Source organism: Burkholderia sp. AW49-1 (genome assembly GCF_053427845.1).
On sequence record NZ_JBSAXF010000051.1, the window covers coordinates 1 to 18422 of the forward strand.

Here is an 18422-nt window from a genome sequence, read left to right on the forward strand (position 1 = left end):
GGCCGGCATGCCGGAAATGGTCGCCGCCTTCTCGAGCGCCTCGGGCGGCGCAAACTGACGGGTTTCGTGAAGAACCGATTCAATCGCAGACATCGACTACCCCTTGGTGAACATGAATCCTCTGCATGGCGGCGCGATCGTGCGCGCCGCGTCTTGGCCGGCGCTTGCGCGCCGCTGTCTCCCACTCACCCGCGCGCGGCCCGAAGGCTGCGCGCGATGCTGCGCCGCACCACATCACAAGACGGTGGATGTACGGCCCGGCGATATCCACGATAAGCGCTCGAACTTACCCGTCACTTACGCGACACCGCCGTTTCGCTCGCCGCGCGGCGGCGCCTTGCGGTCTGCTTTACGCTGTTACAACCGCGACCCTACAATCGTAACTGAACTCGCCTCCCGGATTCCAGCTTGAATCGCTACGCCCTCTTCCTCATCCTGTCGATGCTGTTTGTCGGCAGCAACGTCGGTATCGGCAAATCCATCGTCGTCTTCGTCCCGGTCGCCATCCTCGCCACGCTGCGCTTCGTGATCGCGATCGCCGTGCTGTGGCCGCTGTTCAGTCCGGTGAAGATGCGTGCCGTCCGGCGCGCGGAATGGCTGAACCTGTTCCTGCAGGCGTTCTTCGGCACCTTCATGTTTACGCTGCTGATGCTCAATGGCGTGCAGCGCACGAGCGCGGTCGCGGCCGGCGTGATCACGAGCACCATCCCGGCCATCGTCGCGCTGTTCGCGTGGCTGATCCTGCGTGAAAAACCGAACGGCCGTGCGCTCGTGTCGATCGCGCTCGCGATCGCCGGCGTCGTGACGATCAACCTCGCCAACGGCAGCGCAGGCAGCGCGTCCGCGCACGGCGCCGGCGGCACCTCGGCCGGCTCGCTGACCGGCAACCTGCTGATCCTCGGCGCCGTGTGCTGCGAATCGATCTACGTGATCCTGTCGCGCCGGCTCACACAAACGCTCGTGCCGATTGACATCTGCGCATACACGCATCTGTTCGGCCTGTGCCTGATGCTGCCGCTCGGCGCGACGGCGTTGTGGCATTTCGATTACGCGAGCGTGCCGGCCGGTACGTGGGCGCTCGTCGTCTGGTACGGGCTGTCGGCCAGCATCTTCTCGTTCTGGCTGTGGATGAAAGGGATCCGGCACGTGCCAGGGAGCCTCGCCGGCGTGTTCAGCGCGGTGCTGCCGGTCGCGGCCGCCGCGTACGGCATCGCGTTCCTCGGCGAACGCCCGACGCTCGCGCATGGCATCGCGCTCGCATGCGTCGTCAGCGGCATCGTGCTCGCGAGCCTGCGCGGGAAGCGCGTGCCGGCCGCCGCGTCCTGATCCGTCCCCGGCAGCCCCGGCGCGTCGCTGCAGTCGCGCCGGCCGACGCGTTACAATAGCGCGCCTTTTCAAGATTACCCCCGATACCTGCGCCCAGCGCCCGACCCTCCACCATGTCTGCCCCGCATTCGCCCGGCTCCACCCGTCGTCCCCTGCGCCCGCTGCCCGCGCTGATCTTCATGAGCCGCTGGCTCCAGGTTCCGCTTTATCTGGGCCTGATCGTCGCGCAGGCCATCTATGTGTTCCTGTTCCTGAAGGAAGTCTGGCACCTGCTGTCGCACGCGACGAGCCTCGACGAGATCAGCGTGATGCTCGCGGTGCTCGGCCTGATCGACGTCGTGATGATCTCGAACCTGCTGATCATGGTGATCGTCGGCGGCTACGAGACGTTCGTGTCGCGCCTCGGCATCGAGGGCCACCCCGACGAGCCCGAGTGGCTCGACCACGTGAACGCGGGCGTGCTGAAGGTCAAGCTGTCGATGGCGCTGATCAGCATTTCGTCTATCCACCTGCTGAAGACCTTCATCAACCCCGACCAGCACACGACGCACGCGATCATGTGGCAGGTGATCATCCACGTGTCGTTCCTCGTGTCGGCGCTCGTGATGGCGTGGGTCGACCGCCTGACGACCCACACCCACCCGGCCCATTTCCACGAGACGCATGCGCCCGCCCCGGCCGTGTCTCGCGAATCGGTCAAAGCCGCCGCCAACGCATAAACGTATTCCCCTCAGTCCTCACAGAGTCTCAGCCATGACCGTCATCAAACAGGAAGACCTGATCCAGAGCATCGCGGATTCGCTGCAGTACATCAGCTACTACCACCCGCTCGACTACATCCAGGCCCTCGGCCGGGCGTACGAGCTGGAAGAGAGCCCGGCCGCGAAGGACGCGATCGCGCAGATCCTCACGAACAGCCGCATGTGCGCGGAAGGCAAGCGCCCGATCTGCCAGGACACCGGCATCGTCACGATCTTCGTGAAGGTCGGCATGGACGTGCGCTGGGATGGCGCGACGATGGGTCTCACCGACATGATCAACGAAGGCGTGCGCCGCGGTTACACGCACCCGGACAACGTGCTGCGCGCGTCGATCGTCAATCCGCCGGAAGGCGCCCGCAAGAACACGAAGGACAACACGCCGGCCGTGATCCACTACGAGATCGTGCCGGGCGACAAGGTCGACGTGCAGGTCGCGGCGAAGGGCGGCGGCTCGGAGAACAAGTCGAAGTTCGTGATGCTGAACCCGTCCGATTCGATCGTCGACTGGGTGCTGAAGACGGTCCCGACGATGGGCGCGGGCTGGTGCCCGCCGGGCATGCTCGGGATCGGCATCGGCGGCACCGCCGAAAAGGCGATGCTGATGGCGAAGGAATCGCTGATGGAGCCGATCGACATCCAGGAAATCATCGCGCGCGGCCCGAAGGACTGGGTCGAGGAACTGCGCGTCGAACTGCACGAGAAGGTCAACGCGCTCGGCATCGGCGCGCAGGGCCTCGGCGGCCTCGCGACCGTGCTCGACGTGAAGATCATGGCCGCGCCGACGCACGCGGCGTCGAAGCCGGTCGCACTGATCCCGAACTGCGCGGCCACGCGCCACGCGCACTTCGTGCTCGACGGCTCTGGCCCCGCGAGGCTCGAGGCGCCGTCGCTCGACGCGTGGCCGAAGGTCCAGTGGGAACCGAACACGGAAACGAGCAAGCGCGTCGACCTGAACACGCTGACGCCGGAAGAAGTCGCGAGCTGGACGCCGGGCCAGACGCTGCTGCTGTCGGGCAAGATGCTTACGGGCCGCGACGCCGCGCACAAGCGCATCGCCGACATGCTCGCGAAGGGCGAGAAGCTGCCGGTCGACTTCACGAATCGCGTGATCTACTACGTCGGCCCGGTCGATCCGGTGCGTGACGAAGTGGTCGGCCCGGCAGGCCCGACGACGGCCACGCGGATGGACAAGTTCACCGAAACGATGCTCGCCCAGACGGGTCTGATCTCGATGGTCGGCAAGGCCGAACGTGGCCCGGTCGCGATCGACGCGATCAAGAAGCACAAGGCGGCGTACCTGATGGCAGTCGGCGGTGCGGCTTACCTCGTGTCGAAGGCGATCCGCGGCGCGAAGGTGCTCGCATTCGAAGATCTCGGCATGGAAGCGATCTACGAGTTCGACGTGCAGGACATGCCGGTGACGGTGGCCGTCGATTCGTCGGGCACGTCGGTGCACCAGACCGGTCCGAAGGAGTGGCAGGCGAAGATCGGCAAGATCCCGGTCGCAACCGCTTAAGCGCGCTCGCACGAAAGGCCGGACCGAAGTCCGGCCTTTTTACTTCTCATTCTCGTTATCGCGCGCGGCCCGTTGTCCTGAGCCGATTCCCATTACACGCAGAAGGCAGGCCCGACAAGGCTTCGAGGCTTGGCTTTTCTCGTTCGAGCGATTATCGTTCGGTTTCTGAAGCCCCACTGAACAAGGAACAGCCATGCAAGGCGACAAGAAAGTCATCGAATACCTGAACGCCCAACTGAAGAACGAACTCACGGCGATCAATCAATACTTCCTGCATGCGCGCATGTACAAGCACTGGGGCCTCGAAAAGCTCGGCAAGCACGAATACGACGAATCGATCGGCGAAATGAAGCATGCCGACTGGCTGATCGAGCGCGTGTTCATGCTCGACGGCCTGCCGAACCTGCAGGACCTGCACAAGCTGCTGGTCGGCGAGGAAACCGAAGAGATCCTGAAGTGCGACCTGAAGCTCGAGCAGGTCTCGCAGTCCACGTGCAAGGAAGCGATCGCTTACTGCGAATCGGTGCGTGACTACGTGTCGCGCGAGATCTTCGAAAAGATCCTCGACGACACCGAAGAGCACATCGACTGGCTGGAAACGCAGATCGACCTGATCGGCAAGGTCGGCCTGCAGAACTACCAGCAGACGATGATGGGTTCGCCCGAGTAATCGCCACACCCGCCACGATCGCCACCTCGCCTTCGGCATGACGACGACGAACCCGCCAGCCGCCTCCGCGGTCCGCCCCACCGCCCCCGTCGGCATCTTCGATTCGGGGCTCGGCGGCCTGTCGGTGCTGCGTGCCGCGCGCGCGCACCTGCCCGGCGAGTCGTTCGTCTATGTCGCCGATTCGCACCATGCACCGTATGGTCCACGCGACGAGGCATTCATTACGGAGCGCACGCTGGCCATCGGCGAGTGGCTCGCCCGCGAAGGCGCAAAAGCGCTCGTGATCGCGTGCAACACCGCAACGGCGCGCGCGATCGCGGCCATCCGCGAGCGCCTGGCGATACCGCTCGTCGGTGTCGAGCCGGGCATCAAGCCGGCCGCCGCGCTGTCCGCGACCGGTGTCGCGGGCGTGCTCGCGACACAATCGACGCTGAACAGCCCGCGCTTCCAGGCGCTGCTCGACCGCTACGGCGCCGGCCGGCGCTTCATCTGCCAGCCCGGCCACGGGCTCGTCGAAGCGATCGAACGCGGCGACACGAACTCACCCGCGTTGCGCGCGTTGCTCACGCGCTACCTGCAGCCGATGCTCGACGACGGCGCCGATACGCTGGTGCTCGGCTGCACGCACTACCCGTTCTTCACGGAAACGATCCGTGACCTTGTCGGCGACCGGCTGACGATCGTCGATACGAGCGATGCCATCGCCCGGCAGCTCACGCGAGTGCTCGACGAACGCGGCCTGCGCGCGCCGGCCGGCACGCATGCCGCGCCGCCACGCTTCTGTTCGACGAGCGACGGCCTGCAACTGCGCGCCCTCGCATCGTCGCTGCTCGGCCTCGACGCGCCGGTCGAATCCGTCACCATTTCCTCGCCGAACGCGCGCGCCTGCGCGACCGTCTGACGCGGGCCGGCATGCCGCCGGTTCGCCCTCTCCCGCTCCGCCTCCCGGTTCAAGGGTCCGATGACCTTAAAAAAAGCCGAACCAGGCTTGTCAACGTCTGCAAATTTAATGATAATAATTCGCATTAACGTTAGCTATCGCAACTCATCATGATCGTCTGCGTGTGCAAGTCTGTTTCCGACCGCAAGATTCGCGCGTCCCTCGCCGAGGGTGTGAGTTCTTTCGATGAACTCCAGTTCGAACTTGGCGTGGCCACCTGCTGCGGCAAGTGCGAGGAGTCCGTCCGCGACCTCATGGCCGAGCAAGGCGTCTGCGCGAGCCGGTGCGGCGTCGAGCATCACGCTCATCCGATTCCGGTGACGTTCTACGACCGCAAGGCCGCCTGAGCGGCGCCGAGCGTACCCGTGCGGCTGCGGCCGCATTTGATGTCCGACCGTCAGCAAGCCACCTTCCGCGCGAGCCAGCGGCTTACCTGCCAAGGAGCCTGTCATGGAATTGCTGATTGGATTTGTGACCACCGTTTGCATCTCGCTGCTGATCTTCCGCAAGTAATACCGATTCACCCGCCGCGCCCCGGGTGCGACGTCGTCCTTTCAAGCTAACATGCAGGCTTCGCAATCCGCTCCTGCCGGCGTCCTGCCGGCTGCCCCACGTATGAATCCCCGGGTCATCACCGTCGCGGTCGGTGTGCTTGCCGCACATGCGATCATGCTGACGGCCGCGTGGCTCCATCGCAACGCGCCGCCGCCGAAGACGGTCGAAGTCCAGTCGATCACCGCGCAGCTCATCCCGCCTGCGCCGGCCGCTCAGCCGGTCGCGGTCGAATCGGTTGCGCAACCCGCGCCACCGAAGCTCACGCCGCGCGTCAAGCCGAAGGTCGAACCGAAACCGGTACAGAAAGCAGTCAAGCCGACGCCTCAGCCGGTCGCACAATCGCCGTCTCCGACGCCCGCCCCGGCAGCCGATCCGACACCTGCGCCCACCGCACCCGCCGCCGCCCCCGCCGCGCCGGCGGCCGCGCCCGGTCCGGCCCGTGAGCCGCTGCAAGTCAGCGCACCGAAGAACGTATCGGCGCTCAAGTGCAGCTTCGTGAAGCCCACCTATCCGTCGATGTCGCGTCGCCGTGGCGAAACGGGCACGGCCTATGTTCACTTCGTCATCGGCTTGACGGGCAAGATCGAAAGCGTCGAGTTGCAAAAGAGCAGCGGCTATCCGCGCCTCGACGAGGCAGCGCTGGATGCGACGCGCGCCAGCACCTGCCCACCGTACCTCGAGAACGGGCAAGCGATCCGCGCCGCCCATACGCTGCCCTTCAACTTCACGCTCGACGATTAACCCGCCTCATTCGAAAGATTCAAAGGAAACAAAAATGCAAAGCTACGGTATCGCGCACGTCTGGGCGCAAGGTGATTTCGTCACGCGCGCCATCGCGATCACGCTGCTCGTGATGTCGGTCCTGTCGTGGATCGTGATCATCGTCAAGGGCTGGAACGTGGTTCGCCTGAACCGTCTCACGAAGAATGCCGAGCAGGCGTTCTGGCATTCGGACGATTTCGACGACGGCATCAAGAAGCTCGGTCTCGCCGCATCGACGCCGAGCGACAACCCGTTCCTCGCGCTCGCGCTGTCGGGCAAGGAAGCCGCCGATCACCACCATCAGACGCAACCGCACCTGCACGACCGCATGGACGTGTCGGACTGGGTCACGCGCTGCCTGAAGGACACGATGGACGAAGGCATCTCGCGCATGCAGGCCGGTCTCGCGATTCTCGCGTCGATCGGCAGCACGGCGCCGTTCGTCGGCCTGTTCGGCACGGTCTGGGGCATCTACCACGCGCTGCTCGCGATCGGCGCAACCGGCCAGACGTCGATCGACCAGGTCGCGGGTCCGGTCGGCGAGTCGCTGATCATGACGGCCTTCGGCCTGTTCGTCGCGATTCCCGCAGTGCTCGGCTACAACGCACTGACCCGTGCGAACAAGGGTGTCGTCAGCAAGCTGCGCCGTTTCGCGCACGGCCTGCACGCATACTTCGTGACGGGCGCGCGCCTCGCGTCGTCGTCGACCCGCGACGGCCTGCGCCTTGCTTCGCGCGCCAGCTGAGACGGAGTGAAACATGGCAATGAACACCGGCTTCAGCGATGACGACGACGATGGCGTGATGAGCGAGATCAACATGACGCCGCTCGTCGACGTCATGCTCGTACTCCTGATCATTTTCCTCGTGACGATTCCGGCGATGCAGCACGCGGTCAAGATCGACCTGCCGCACGCGAGCAGCCAGCCCGTCGACGAAAAGCCGCAGACGGTCGACGTCGCGATCCAGGGCAACGGCACGATCCTGTGGAACGACCAGACGGTCACGCGGGAGCAGTTGCAAGCGCACATTGCGGAAGCGGCACAGCATCAGCCGCAACCGGAGTTGCACCTGCGCGCCGATCGCAAGGTTGCGTACGAGCGTGTGGCCGAAGTGATGTCTGATGCGCAGGCCGGCGGCCTGACGAAGCTCGGCTTCGTGACGGCGCCGACTGCGAAGGCGAAGTAACGCACGCGCGTTGTCTCGCCGGCCGCACCTCGCCCGCCGCACCTCGCCGGCCGCACCTCGCCGGCCGCACCCAAAGTAAAAGGCCTTCATCGCCAGATGAAGGCCTTTTTTCATGCGCACGCGGGCGCCTTCGGGCGGCGGGCTCTTCGGCGGTATCGGTTGCGCCTCGAGCAACGCAAATGCGGCTACCGTGGTCTGCACGGATTGCGCGTTCTGCCCTATCTGGCTCGCAACATATGCGGCCACCGGATTCCGCTCAGAACTTCCTTCGCGAAATGGGATTTCAATATAGGCCTGCCCGCGTATGCATTCAAGGTCCCGGCGATTGAAACTTGCGATTGCCGGCGGCGCTTCAATGACAAAACAAATTTGCCACGACGCGCATCTTGCATTCAGGTGGCCGAAGCATCGGCCGCCGCCGCGTCCTGCTTCGCGCGCTCGGGGCACCCCGGCTGCTTGTATTCGCCGTGGTCGAGCTTCTCGACCAGATAGTCGACGAACGCGCGCACCGCGGGCGGCATGCCCTGCCGCGACACGAACACCGCATAGAGTTGCGGCACCGGCAGCGTCCAGCCGGGCATCACCGGCGACAACTGCCCCGCACGCAACGCATTGCCGTACATCATCTCGGGCAGCGCCGCGATGCCGAGGCCGTCGAGCACGGCCTCGCGGATCGTCATCAGATCGGCCGTCACGAGCCGCGGATCGTGCTCGTGCATGTGACGCGTGCCGTCTGGGGCGATCAGGTTGAACACGTGCCGTCCATCGACGCTCGGCGTATCGAGCGTCTCGAAGTGCGCCAGATCGTCCGGCACCAGCGGCGGCGCATTCTGGTTCAGCAGGCTCGGCGCACCGACCAGCATCTGCTCGGTCCGCCACAGCGGCCGCACGACGATGTTCGCGTTCTGCGGCGGCTCCGAGCGCACGCGCAACGCAACGTCGACCGAATCCTCGAACAGGTCGATCACGCGATTCGTCACACGGATGTGCACCTTCACCTCGGGATAGCGGTGGAGGAATTCGGGGAGGATGCGCGACAGCATCGTCTGCGACAACGTCACCGGGACGCTCACGCGCACCGAGCCGCGCGGCGACGCGCGCAGTTGCTGCACGGCGTTCATCGCGGCCTGGGCTTCGGCGAGCATCGCCTGGCAATGCTGATAGAACAGCTCGCCCGCCTCGGTCAGCGCGAGCTTGCGCGTCGAGCGCTGCAGCAGGCGCACGCCGAGCGCCGCCTCGAGTTCGGTCAGGCGCCGCGACAGGCGCGATTTCGAGATACCGAGCACGCGTTCCGCAGCCGAGAAACCGCCGTGTTCGACGACCTGCGAAAAGTACATGAGGTCGTTCAGGTTGTGTGCATCGATGTTCATGTCATCGTTCCAATTTCAGAACAATCCATTGCGAACCGCCGCAAATCGGACCGTAAAGCGCCCAATATAATAGCGCTATGTTTCAAAAATGACGCTATTCCGATGATGCCGAGGGCTTCTGCATGACGACTGCTCGCTCGCTTGACCGCACGTACCCCGCGCTTCGCACGACCGAAGGCGGCGGCTTCGTGGTTCACCGCCCGTTCCCGACCCGGCTGCTGATGGATTTCGATCCGTTCCTGCTGCTCGACGAAATGGGCCCCGTCGACTATGCCCCTGGCGAAGCCAAGGGTGCGCCCGACCATCCGCATCGCGGCTTCGAGACAGTCACCTACGTGCTCGACGGGCGCTTTCGCCATCGCGATTCGGCCGGCCATGCCGGCACGCTCGGGCCCGGCGACGTGCAGTGGATGACGGCCGGCGCGGGCGTCGTGCACAGCGAAATGCCGGATCCCGCGTTCGCGCAGGCTGGTGGACGTTCGCACGGCTTTCAACTGTGGGTCAACCTGCCGCGGCGCGACAAGCTGATCGCACCACGCTACCAGGAGATCTCGGCTCGCCGCATCCCGACCGCGACGTCGCCCGACGGCCGCACGCAGGTCCGTGTGATCGCCGGCGAAGCATTCGGTGTGCGCGCGGCGATCGAGACGCGCACGCCGATCTTCTACCAGCATTTCACGCTGCAACCGGGCGCAACGGTCACGCAGCCGGTGCCGGCAGGTTATCGCGTATTCGCCTATCCGCTCGACGGAGCGGGCCGCTACGGGCCCGACAGGCAGCAAGTCGACGCACGGCAGATGATCGTCTACGGTGACGATGGCGACGCGGTGACGTTCGAAGCCGGCGATACGCCGCTCGACCTGCTGCTGATCGGCGGCGTGCCACTCAACGAGCCGATCGTCCGCTATGGCCCGTTCGTGATGAATACCGAGGAAGAGATCCGGCAGGCCGTCGTCGACTACCAGACCGGCCGCATGGGCCGCATCGAGCCATGACGCCCGATCGGGGCCGCAGGTGCCGCGAAACCGCGCGTTTTGCGTCACAATGACTGCTTGAACCATGTGGCCGACCGCCACCAGAAGGAACCCGTCCCCTTGAACTTCGAACATCTGATCCAGATCAACTCCGACGATCCGGCCGTGCCGTCCCTTACCCGCGAGCAGCTCTGGGAAGGCCTCGTGCTGCGCGCCGAACAGCCGCAGCTGTTCGTGATCGGCCTCGACAGCTGTGTCGTCCATGAACGGACGGACACCACGCTCGAACGCGAGCTGCACTACGGGCATGCAACCGTGCGCGACCGCGTGACGTTCACCCCGAACCAGCAAGTGCGCTACGACATCCATGCGGCCGGCGGCGAAATCGGCGGCTCGCTGACGATGACGATCGAGGAACGCGATGATCACGAACTGTTTCTGCGCTTCGAGTACCACACGACGCTGACCGTCACGGACGACAGCGAGGAAGCACGCCAGACGCACGGCATCGTCAAGGAAGCGTATCGCACGTCGGACATCGACACGGTGCGCCTGATCCGCGAATACGCACAGGGACGCAAGGACCCCGACCCGCTCCACTGACGTCGGAGGCGGCCTGCGGCCGCCCCTTTGGTTCAAGCTATCGAATTTGTCATATCGATCGATAAAGAGTTTTTGTAAATGGGAATAGTTATCATTTAGAATTCATCCCATCGTATCGACAGTCACCGATCAACCGAATGACCGACACCACGCGCCCGACCACGCTGACCTTGCGCCGCACGACCGGCACCGCAAGCGCCAACCGTCAGAAGACGGCGGCGGTCACGACGCCGGCGAAACCTGCCGGCAGCCGCGATGCCGGCACCCGGACCCTCAGCAGCGATGCGCTGCTGCAAGGCCACAGCCACATCAGCATCGCGCACAACGGAGAGACGTATCAGTTGCGTGCCACGCGGCTCGGCAAGCTGATCCTGACGAAGTAACGACAGAGTATTGTGGGGACCACCTCCCTGAGAGGTGTTGGGCAGTAGCCAGCGTAACGGCTTGCACGCGAGATCTAGACCCCTTCGTGCAAACACACTCAAGCAGCCGTTGCAGCAAGCCAAGCCACTTTTTTTTGGTTCTCGCACAAGGAAGAAAAAAGCGACACGTCCTTCGACGTGTCGCTTTTTTGTTGGTGCGTCTGGATGCAAAGAGAAAGACATCGCGGCTGTCGGCGCTTCAGCTCCAGCTTCGGCGGGCTCCGGAGCCCGACGGCGAAATACGCTCGCCTGCTGCTCCGGAGCTCGGCCACAAGGCCGTCAAGACCGCGTCAGAAACCCCAGAACATCAACCACCATGCGCTGTCGACCACGGCCAGGCCTGCCGCGAACCACGCGAATGCCGCCAGTCGACGCGGCCATGCCGCATAGCGCCCCGTCACCTTCCATGCGAGCCAGGCACTCCATGCGTTCGCGCCGACCAGAATCGCGATGCGAACGTCGGTTGCCCAGCCGAGCGGCACGTGCTCGGCCCGCAGCAGCGACAGCGTCGTCGCCGACAGCCCGAGGAATACGCCGGCTCCCGCGATCGGGATCAGCGCCTGTGCGAGATGATGGAGACGCACGCGGTCGAAACGGCCGAGCATCAGCGTCGCGCCGGCCAGCAGCACGAGCAGCGCGGTGCCATACACGAGCCCCGTGCCGACGATGTAGCTGACGATCAGCCCGCCGTCGAGCCACGAGAACACGTCGTTGCGATCCGGATAGTGCGTGAGAAGGAACCACGGTGCATTCGTCTCGAGCGGCCACGTGATGTCGCGATCGATGAGCCAGCCCGCGAGCCATTGCTTGATCTGCACGAACCACGGGCTGACGGTCCAGTGGAACGCACCGATCGCGACGCCGAGCAGGCCGTACAGGATCAGCGCCGTGTCCCACGGATTCGCCTGCTGCGCGCCGAGGCTCACGACCTCGTCGGACGGCGAGCGCCACGACAGCGCGATTGCGTCGCGGTGCCCGCTGCAACGGCCGCACATATGGCATGCGGCGGCACCCTTCATGTTGCGCAACGGCACGAGCGGCGCGCAATTGATCGGAATCACGCGATGCCCGTGCTCGCCGTTCTTGTACGAGCGACGCCAGGCATCCTCATCGACCTTGTAGCGCATCGGCGCGAGCCGCGCGAGCAGCCCGAACACACCGTTGACCGGGCACAGGTACTTGCACCACACGCGCTTCTCGCGGCCGTAAAGCACGCCTATCACGATCGCGCCGACGGTCGAGCCGCCGAGCACGAACAGCACCGCGAGCGGGTACTGATACACGCTCACCATCTGTCCGTAGATCGTCGTGAGCCCGAATGCGACGAACGGCCAGCCGCCCCACCGCATCCAGCGCGGAATCGCGCCACCGCGGCCGAACTTGCTCGCATATTCGGTCAGCGCGCCTTCCGGGCACAGCACGCCGCACCAGACGCGGCCGAGCATCACCATCGACAGCAGCACGAACGGCCACCAGATGCCCCAGAACACGAACTGCGCGATCAGCGTGAGATTGCTCCATAGATGCGCGGAATCGTCCGGCAGCGGCAATACCGCTGGCACGATGATCAGGAACGCGTAGACGGCGACGACGACCCATTGGATGCCGCGGATCACGGCGCCGTGGCGCTGCATCCACTGACCGGCCTGCGCGAGCCAGCCCGGCTTGGCTGCGGCCACAACACTCATGCCGCGCGACCTGCAGGGACGACCGGACGACGGCTCGCGCGCTTCATCAGCAGCCAGACCACCGCCCAGTACACCGCATAGGCGATCAGGTTGGTCAGCGCCGGGTGCGCGCGGTAGCCCGTCAGCGTCGCGACGAGCGAACCGAACGTGCCGGAGTCGTCGAGAATCGACGACGTATCCCACACCTGCGAAATGCCGAGCGGCAGGATTTCCTTGTCGATCAGCTTGTCGACACCGGTCTGGAACAGGCCTGCACCGAGGAACAGCAGCATCACTTCGGTGACGCGGAAGAAATGCCGCCACGAGAAGTACTTGCCGCCGAGCTGCAGCAGATAGAACGTGAGGAACGCGAGGCCCAGACCGATCACGACCGCGAGCATCTGGCTGGCGTCCACGTGCCCCGACTGACCGAAACCGAGGCCGTACAGGAAGATCACCGTCTCGCTGCCTTCGCGAGCGATCGCGAGCGCGACCAGCACGGCGACGCCCCACCAGTTCGAATCGCGCGTGCTCTGCTGCAGCGACTGCTCCATGTCACGTTTCAGCGTGCGGCCGTGCCGGCGCATCCACAGCACCATCTGCACGATCAGCACGCACGCGATCAGCACCATCGCTGTCTGGAAATAGTCCTGCGCGTCGCCGGACAGCACTTCGGTGAAGCCGACGAGCGCGGCACCGAGACCGACCGCCATCAGCAGGCCGACCGCCACGCCCGTCCACAGAAACGGCAGGCCGCGGCGCGCGTCGTCGTCGCCGTTCTTCAGCCATGCATAGAGGATGCCGACGACGAGCAGCGCTTCGACGCTCTCCCGCCAGACGATGAACAAGATCTGACCCATTGAATCCTCCTGACGCGCGGGGCAAGACATGCGTACGCCCGCACGCAGATAAAGCGCATTACTTCGCGACGATCACGCCCTGCGCCTGCTGGTGGAAATCGTCGAAAAACTTGTATTCGCCCGGCGACAGCGGGGCGACGACCACGAACGAATCGGCGCCCGGCGCGAGCACCTTCTCCTTGCGCAACTGCACGCTCTCGAATTCGGCGGCGCCCTTGCCGGTATTCCTGATCTCGATCTTGAAGCGCTGGCCGGCCGGCACTTCGATGCGGGCGGGGTTCAGCTTGCCGTCCGTCATTTCGAGCTTGAACGTCGGCAGATCGGCGGCATGCACCGCGCCGGCGAGCCACAGCGCGGCGGCTGCGGCGACGATTTTCTGGGGAAATTTCATTCTGGGTTCTCTGCGCCGACGGCGCGCCGAAGCGCGCCGTCCGTGATGCCACCAATCAGTACCCGCCCTTCTTGCCGATGCCGGCGAACGGGAAGTCGTATTCGAGGGTGATGGGCTTGAACCATGCGCCCACGCCCGTTTCCTTGTCGACGTGACGGCCGAACGCCATGTGGCCCGACTGCATCGGCGGCTTGACGGTCATCGTCAGGTGATACTTGCCCGGGCCGGCCAGCTTCACGTTGTCGCCATAGTGCGGGCCGTCGCTCGCGACCATGCCCATCAGGTCGCCTTCGGCCTTCCACTTCGTGTCGCCCTGCTTCGTCAGCTTGTACGTGACCTGCAGGTACGGCATCCAGTCGCCTTCCGCGAAACCCGTCGGGTTGTTCTTGACCGCGTGGATGTCCGCCTCAAGGTGGATATCGGAATCCGACGCCTTGCGCATCATCCCTTCCGGATCCATCGTGATCGGCTGCAGGTACACCGCGCCGATTTCCATGCCGCCCTGGATCTGCTGCTTGCCGATCGGATATTCGGCCGCCGAGGCCGACATCGCGGCAAGCGCCGCCGCTACCGCAACCGACGTGCGGATGAACGAAGAACCCAACATGGACACTCCTTGTTATTTGTCTGGTGACTTGCGCGCCGTCCATCAGAACTGCGTGCTGGAAACACTAACGCAACGAATAACGTTAATGCGAACTATTCTCAATACTTGCGAAGTTTAGCACCGAACCGGCTTCGGAACAAACGAGACACCGTGTAAACCCCTGATCCGACAAGGCTTACAACGGTGTTACCGGAAGGTTTCAGTGACGTTCGGAAAGACTTACCGGCCGCCGTTGACGTGGTCGCCCACGTTAGCGCCGAACACGCGCTCACGCAGCAGTGCAAGCTGGTCGCGCGTGGCCGCGGCTTTTTCGAATTCGAGGTTCTTCGCGTAGTCGGCCATCTGCTTCTCGAGACGCTTGATCTCTTTCGCGATCTGCTTTTCCGACATGTCCTCGAACTTCGCGCGTTGCTGCGCCTCCTTCAGCTCGGCGCGCGCGTCGTCGGCGTTGTACACGCCGTCGATGATGTCCTTGATGCGCTTCACGACGCCGCGCGGCGTGATGCCCATCTTCTCGTTGTGCGCGATCTGCTTCGCGCGGCGCCGCTCGGTCTCGCCGATCGCGCGCTTCATCGATTCGGTCATCGTGTCGGCGTAGAGGATCGCCTTGCCGTTCACGTTCCGTGCCGCGCGGCCGATCGTCTGGATCAGCGAGCGTTCGGCGCGCAGGAAGCCTTCCTTGTCGGCGTCGAGAATCGCGACGAGCGACACCTCCGGAATGTCGAGGCCTTCGCGCAGCAGGTTGATCCCGACCAGCACGTCGAAGGTGCCGAGCCGCAAGTCGCGGATGATCTCGACCCGCTCCACCGTGTCGATGTCGCTATGCAGGTAGCGCACCTTGACGCCGTGGTCGGCCAGGAACTCGGTGAGCTGCTCGGCCATCCTCTTCGTCAGCACGGTGATCAGCACGCGCTCGCCGGCGTTCACGCGCGCGTTGATCTCGGTCAGCACGTCGTCGACCTGCGAGCTTGCCGGGCGCACTTCGATTTCCGGATCGACGAGCCCGGTCGGCCGCACCACCTGCTCGGCGACCTGCCCCGTCACGCGCTGCTCATAGTCGGCCGGCGTCGCCGACACGAACACCACCTGGCGCATCTTGCGTTCGAACTCCGGGAACTTGAGCGGCCGGTTGTCCAGCGCCGACGGCAGCCGGAAGCCATAGTTGACGAGGTTTTCCTTGCGCGCGCGGTCGCCGTTGTACATGCCGTTCAGCTGGCCGATCAACACGTGCGATTCGTCGAGCAGCATCAGCGCGTCGGGCGGCAGGTAGTCGACGAGCGTCGGCGGCGGCTCGCCGGGCGCGGCGCCCGAGAAGTGCCGCGAGTAGTTCTCGATGCCCTTGCAGAAGCCGAGCTCCTGCAGCATCTCGAGGTCGAAGCGCGTGCGCTGCTCGAGGCGCTGCGCCTCGACGAGCTTGCCGTCGCGGTGGAAGAACTCGAGGCGCTCGCGCAATTCGTCCTTGATCGTCTCGACCGCCCGCATCACGGTGTCGCGCGGCGTCACGTAGTGCGACGACGGATACACGGTGAAGCGCGGGATCTTCTGCCGCACGCGCCCGGTCAGCGGGTCGAACAGCTGCAGCGTCTCGACCTCGTCGTCGAACAGCTCGACGCGCACGGCCAACTCCGCGTGCTCGGCCGGGAAGATGTCGATTGTGTCGCCGCGCACGCGGAACGTGCCGCGCTGGAAGTCCTGCTCGTTGCGCGAGTACTGCATCGCGATCAGCCGCGCGATCACGTCGCGCTGGCCAAGCTTGTCTCCGGTGCGAAGCGTCAGGATCATCTGGTGGTATTCGGACGGGTTGCCGATACCGTAGATCGCCGACACCGTCGCGACGATCACTACATCGCGGCGCTCCATCAGGCTCTTCGTCGCCGACAGCCGCATCTGCTCGATGTGCTCGTTGATCGACGAATCCTTCTCGATGAACAGGTCGCGCTGCGGCACGTACGCTTCCGGCTGGTAATAGTCGTAGTACGACACGAAATACTCGACCGCGTTGCGCGGGAAGAACTCGCGGAATTCCGAGTAGAGCTGCGCCGCGAGCGTCTTGTTGGGCGCGAACACGATTGCCGGGCGGCCGAGCCGCGCGATCGTGTTGGCCATCGTGAAGGTCTTGCCCGAACCGGTCACGCCGAGCAGCGTCTGGAATGCGAGGCCGTCGCCGACACCCTCGACGAGCGTTTCGATCGCGGTCGGCTGGTCGCCTGCGGGCGGATACGGTTGGTACAACTGGAACGGCGACCCTTCGAAGGTCACGAATTTCGATTCGTCGAGCGCGTCGCCGACTGCGGCGTGATGTTCGGACATGGAGTGCGGCCGGAGCGAGGGCAAAAAAACTATTCTAGCGCTTCGCGGCGTTGCGAACCGTTGACGGCTCCTGACGTGCGGCCACCGCCCGAAATCGCAATTTGCCGTGCGATCGCCGCCTTCGGCAGCGTGAATTCGCTACAATGTCAGGCTGCTGCGCTTTCCGGCGCCGTGCCCGTTGGCGCGCGGTCTGCTGCGCCCGCCCCGCCGGCTGAAAGCCTGACCCTCTTTTCACTACTGCCGAATCATCATGTCGCTCTTCTCCGCTGTCCAGCTTGCTCCCCGCGACCCGATCCTGGGCCTGAACGAAGCCTTCAACGCCGATACGCGTCCGACCAAGGTCAACCTCGGCGTCGGTGTGTACACGAACGAAGAAGGCAAGATTCCGCTGCTGCGTGCCGTTCGCGAAGCGGAAAAGGCGCGTGTCGACGCCGGCCTGCCGCGCGGCTACCTGCCGATCGACGGGATCGCCGCGTACGACGCAGCGGTGCAGAAACTGCTGCTCGGCAACGATTCGCCGCTGATCGCCGCGGGCCGCGTGGTCACGGCGCAGGCACTGGGCGGCACGGGCGCACTGAAGATCGGCGCCGATTTCCTGCGCACCGTGAACCCGAACGCGAAGGTCGCGATCAGCGATCCGAGCTGGGAAAACCACCGCGCGCTGTTCGAAGCGGCCGGCTTCGAAGTCGTCGCATACCCGTACTACGACGCCGCCACTAACGGCGTGAACTTCGAAGGCATGCTGTCGGCGCTGAACGGCTATGCGGCGGGCACGATCGTCGTGCTGCACGCATGCTGCCACAACCCGACCGGCGTCGACCTGACCGAAGCGCAATGGCAGCAGGTCGTCGAGGTCGTCAAGGCGCGCAACCTCGTGCCGTTCCTCGACATGGCCTACCAGGGCTTCGGCGAGAACATCGAGGCCGATGCGGCCGCGGTGCGTCTGTTTGCCGCTGCCGACCTGAATGCGTTCGTGTCGTCGTCGTTCTCGAAGTCGTTCTCGCTGTACGGCGAGCGCGTCGGTGCGCTGTCGATCATCACGTCGAGCAAGGAAGAAGCGACGCGCGTGCTGTCGCAACTGAAACGCGTGATCCGCACGAACTACTCGAACCCGCCGACCCATGGCGGCGCCGTCGTCGCGGCCGTGCTCGCGTCGCCGGAACTGCACGCTTCGTGGGTGCAGGAACTCGGCGAAATGCGCGATCGCATCCGCGCGATGCGCAACGGCCTCGTCGAGCGCCTGAAGGCGAGCGGCGTCGATCGCGACTTCAGCTTCATCAACGCGCAGCGCGGGATGTTCTCGTATTCGGGCCTGACCTCGGCGCAAGTCGATCGCCTGCGCGAAGAGTTCGGCATCTACGCGGTCGGCACCGGCCGGATCTGCGTTGCGGCGCTGAACACGCGCAACCTCGATGCGGTCGCCAATGCGGTCGCGGCGGTCCTGAAGTAAGCAGGCGTCGGCGGGTAGCGGCCCGCTCTGCCGAAACAAAAAACGCGCTCC

The 18422-nt window shown here is 64.8% G+C and carries 19 protein-coding genes; 13 read left to right on the forward strand and 6 right to left on the reverse strand.

Features of this window, described 5'->3' with window-relative positions; all coding sequences use genetic code 11:
• Positions 1 to 408: 408 nt before the first annotated feature.
• The 9 genes from ACV22W_RS32425 to ACV22W_RS32465 all read left to right on the forward strand — a co-directional run bounded on the left by ACV22W_RS32425 (position 409) and on the right by ACV22W_RS32465 (position 7717).
• On the forward strand, positions 409 to 1326 hold the full coding sequence (locus ACV22W_RS32425) for a DMT family transporter (protein ID WP_448023569.1): 918 nt from the start codon (positions 409 to 411) through the stop codon (positions 1324 to 1326).
• A 113-nt stretch (positions 1327 to 1439) separates the two neighbouring features.
• Entirely contained in the window at positions 1440 to 2045 is a 606-nt protein-coding gene (locus ACV22W_RS32430) for a TIGR00645 family protein (protein WP_448023571.1), read from the forward strand.
• A gap of 34 nt (positions 2046 to 2079) precedes the next feature.
• Complete coding sequence (locus tag ACV22W_RS32435; RefSeq protein WP_448023573.1) at positions 2080 to 3603, forward strand: fumarate hydratase; 1524 nt, start codon at positions 2080 to 2082, stop codon at positions 3601 to 3603.
• Between the two features lie 193 nt (positions 3604 to 3796).
• Positions 3797 to 4273 (forward strand): bacterioferritin, encoded by a 477-nt coding sequence (gene bfr, locus ACV22W_RS32440; protein WP_124629798.1) that lies wholly within the window; start codon positions 3797 to 3799, stop codon positions 4271 to 4273.
• Between the two features lie 37 nt (positions 4274 to 4310).
• On the forward strand, positions 4311 to 5174 hold the full coding sequence (murI, locus tag ACV22W_RS32445; protein ID WP_448023575.1) for a glutamate racemase: 864 nt from the start codon (positions 4311 to 4313) through the stop codon (positions 5172 to 5174).
• A 149-nt stretch (positions 5175 to 5323) separates the two neighbouring features.
• A complete protein-coding gene (locus ACV22W_RS32450) occupies positions 5324 to 5560 on the forward strand; it encodes a (2Fe-2S)-binding protein (RefSeq protein WP_011885486.1) in 237 nt (78 codons plus the stop codon).
• A 217-nt stretch (positions 5561 to 5777) separates the two neighbouring features.
• On the forward strand, positions 5778 to 6509 hold the full coding sequence (locus ACV22W_RS32455) for an energy transducer TonB (protein ID WP_448023576.1): 732 nt from the start codon (positions 5778 to 5780) through the stop codon (positions 6507 to 6509).
• A 34-nt stretch (positions 6510 to 6543) separates the two neighbouring features.
• The gene (locus tag ACV22W_RS32460; RefSeq protein ID WP_059685449.1) at positions 6544 to 7275 is read left to right on the forward strand and encodes a MotA/TolQ/ExbB proton channel family protein; all 732 of its coding nucleotides are present in this window, start codon (positions 6544 to 6546) and stop codon (positions 7273 to 7275) included.
• Positions 7276 to 7288: 13 nt separating this feature from the next.
• Entirely contained in the window at positions 7289 to 7717 is a 429-nt protein-coding gene (locus ACV22W_RS32465; RefSeq protein ID WP_126228206.1) for an ExbD/TolR family protein, read from the forward strand.
• Between the two features lie 392 nt (positions 7718 to 8109).
• Here ACV22W_RS32465 and ACV22W_RS32470 read toward each other — a convergent pair whose 3' ends face one another.
• Positions 8110 to 9087, reverse strand: a complete 978-nt coding sequence (locus ACV22W_RS32470; protein ID WP_448023577.1) for a LysR family transcriptional regulator — start codon at positions 9085 to 9087, stop codon at positions 8110 to 8112.
• A 122-nt stretch (positions 9088 to 9209) separates the two neighbouring features.
• On the opposite strand from ACV22W_RS32470, the gene ACV22W_RS32475 reads away from it, so the two are divergent.
• The 3 genes from ACV22W_RS32475 to hemP all read left to right on the forward strand — a co-directional run bounded on the left by ACV22W_RS32475 (position 9210) and on the right by hemP (position 11047).
• Complete coding sequence (locus ACV22W_RS32475; protein ID WP_448023578.1) at positions 9210 to 10082, forward strand: pirin family protein; 873 nt, start codon at positions 9210 to 9212, stop codon at positions 10080 to 10082.
• A 99-nt stretch (positions 10083 to 10181) separates the two neighbouring features.
• Positions 10182 to 10664, forward strand: a complete 483-nt coding sequence (locus ACV22W_RS32480; RefSeq protein WP_448023579.1) for an SRPBCC family protein — start codon at positions 10182 to 10184, stop codon at positions 10662 to 10664.
• A 137-nt stretch (positions 10665 to 10801) separates the two neighbouring features.
• Positions 10802 to 11047, forward strand: a complete 246-nt coding sequence (gene hemP / locus ACV22W_RS32485; RefSeq protein WP_039322336.1) for a hemin uptake protein HemP — start codon at positions 10802 to 10804, stop codon at positions 11045 to 11047.
• Positions 11048 to 11376: 329 nt separating this feature from the next.
• Here hemP and ACV22W_RS32490 read toward each other — a convergent pair whose 3' ends face one another.
• From ACV22W_RS32490 to uvrB, 5 genes are all read right to left on the reverse strand, one after another.
• Positions 11377 to 12774, reverse strand: a complete 1398-nt coding sequence (locus ACV22W_RS32490) for a 4Fe-4S binding protein (RefSeq protein WP_059690425.1) — start codon at positions 12772 to 12774, stop codon at positions 11377 to 11379.
• Positions 12771 to 13613, reverse strand: a complete 843-nt coding sequence (locus tag ACV22W_RS32495) for an FTR1 family iron permease (protein ID WP_059535552.1) — start codon at positions 13611 to 13613, stop codon at positions 12771 to 12773. The genes ACV22W_RS32490 and ACV22W_RS32495 overlap by 4 nt, the downstream gene beginning before the upstream one ends.
• 58 nt (positions 13614 to 13671) lie before the next feature.
• Entirely contained in the window at positions 13672 to 14004 is a 333-nt protein-coding gene (locus ACV22W_RS32500) for a cupredoxin domain-containing protein (RefSeq protein ID WP_448023581.1), read from the reverse strand.
• A gap of 55 nt (positions 14005 to 14059) precedes the next feature.
• On the reverse strand, positions 14060 to 14611 hold the full coding sequence (locus tag ACV22W_RS32505) for an iron transporter (RefSeq protein WP_057929472.1): 552 nt from the start codon (positions 14609 to 14611) through the stop codon (positions 14060 to 14062).
• A gap of 219 nt (positions 14612 to 14830) precedes the next feature.
• Entirely contained in the window at positions 14831 to 16921 is a 2091-nt protein-coding gene (gene uvrB / locus ACV22W_RS32510) for an excinuclease ABC subunit UvrB (protein WP_448023582.1), read from the reverse strand.
• A gap of 250 nt (positions 16922 to 17171) precedes the next feature.
• Between uvrB and ACV22W_RS32515 the strand changes: the two genes are divergently transcribed.
• Complete coding sequence (locus ACV22W_RS32515; RefSeq protein ID WP_059535557.1) at positions 17172 to 18371, forward strand: amino acid aminotransferase; 1200 nt, start codon at positions 17172 to 17174, stop codon at positions 18369 to 18371.
• Positions 18372 to 18422 lie beyond the last annotated feature (51 nt).

What these genes read in the sequence shown, in the direction of transcription:
- ACV22W_RS32465 (WP_126228206.1), top strand. Translation starts at nt 7,289, where the DNA reads ATGGCAATGAACACCGGCTTCAGCGATGACGACGACGATGGCGTGATG.
- murI (WP_448023575.1), top strand. Translation starts at nt 4,311, where the DNA reads ATGACGACGACGAACCCGCCAGCCGCCTCCGCGGTCCGCCCCACCGCC.
- ACV22W_RS32455 (WP_448023576.1), top strand. Translation starts at nt 5,778, where the DNA reads ATGCAGGCTTCGCAATCCGCTCCTGCCGGCGTCCTGCCGGCTGCCCCA.
- ACV22W_RS32515 (WP_059535557.1), top strand. Translation starts at nt 17,172, where the DNA reads ATGTCGCTCTTCTCCGCTGTCCAGCTTGCTCCCCGCGACCCGATCCTG.
- ACV22W_RS32450 (WP_011885486.1), top strand. Translation starts at nt 5,324, where the DNA reads ATGATCGTCTGCGTGTGCAAGTCTGTTTCCGACCGCAAGATTCGCGCG.
- ACV22W_RS32490 (WP_059690425.1), bottom strand. Translation starts at nt 12,774, where the DNA reads ATGAGTGTTGTGGCCGCAGCCAAGCCGGGCTGGCTCGCGCAGGCCGGT.
- ACV22W_RS32495 (WP_059535552.1), bottom strand. Translation starts at nt 13,613, where the DNA reads ATGGGTCAGATCTTGTTCATCGTCTGGCGGGAGAGCGTCGAAGCGCTG.
- ACV22W_RS32460 (WP_059685449.1), top strand. Translation starts at nt 6,544, where the DNA reads ATGCAAAGCTACGGTATCGCGCACGTCTGGGCGCAAGGTGATTTCGTC.
- ACV22W_RS32500 (WP_448023581.1), bottom strand. Translation starts at nt 14,004, where the DNA reads ATGAAATTTCCCCAGAAAATCGTCGCCGCAGCCGCCGCGCTGTGGCTC.
- ACV22W_RS32475 (WP_448023578.1), top strand. Translation starts at nt 9,210, where the DNA reads ATGACGACTGCTCGCTCGCTTGACCGCACGTACCCCGCGCTTCGCACG.
- uvrB (WP_448023582.1), bottom strand. Translation starts at nt 16,921, where the DNA reads ATGTCCGAACATCACGCCGCAGTCGGCGACGCGCTCGACGAATCGAAA.
- ACV22W_RS32505 (WP_057929472.1), bottom strand. Translation starts at nt 14,611, where the DNA reads ATGTTGGGTTCTTCGTTCATCCGCACGTCGGTTGCGGTAGCGGCGGCG.
- ACV22W_RS32435 (WP_448023573.1), top strand. Translation starts at nt 2,080, where the DNA reads ATGACCGTCATCAAACAGGAAGACCTGATCCAGAGCATCGCGGATTCG.
- bfr (WP_124629798.1), top strand. Translation starts at nt 3,797, where the DNA reads ATGCAAGGCGACAAGAAAGTCATCGAATACCTGAACGCCCAACTGAAG.
- ACV22W_RS32430 (WP_448023571.1), top strand. Translation starts at nt 1,440, where the DNA reads ATGTCTGCCCCGCATTCGCCCGGCTCCACCCGTCGTCCCCTGCGCCCG.
- ACV22W_RS32470 (WP_448023577.1), bottom strand. Translation starts at nt 9,087, where the DNA reads ATGAACATCGATGCACACAACCTGAACGACCTCATGTACTTTTCGCAG.
- hemP (WP_039322336.1), top strand. Translation starts at nt 10,802, where the DNA reads ATGACCGACACCACGCGCCCGACCACGCTGACCTTGCGCCGCACGACC.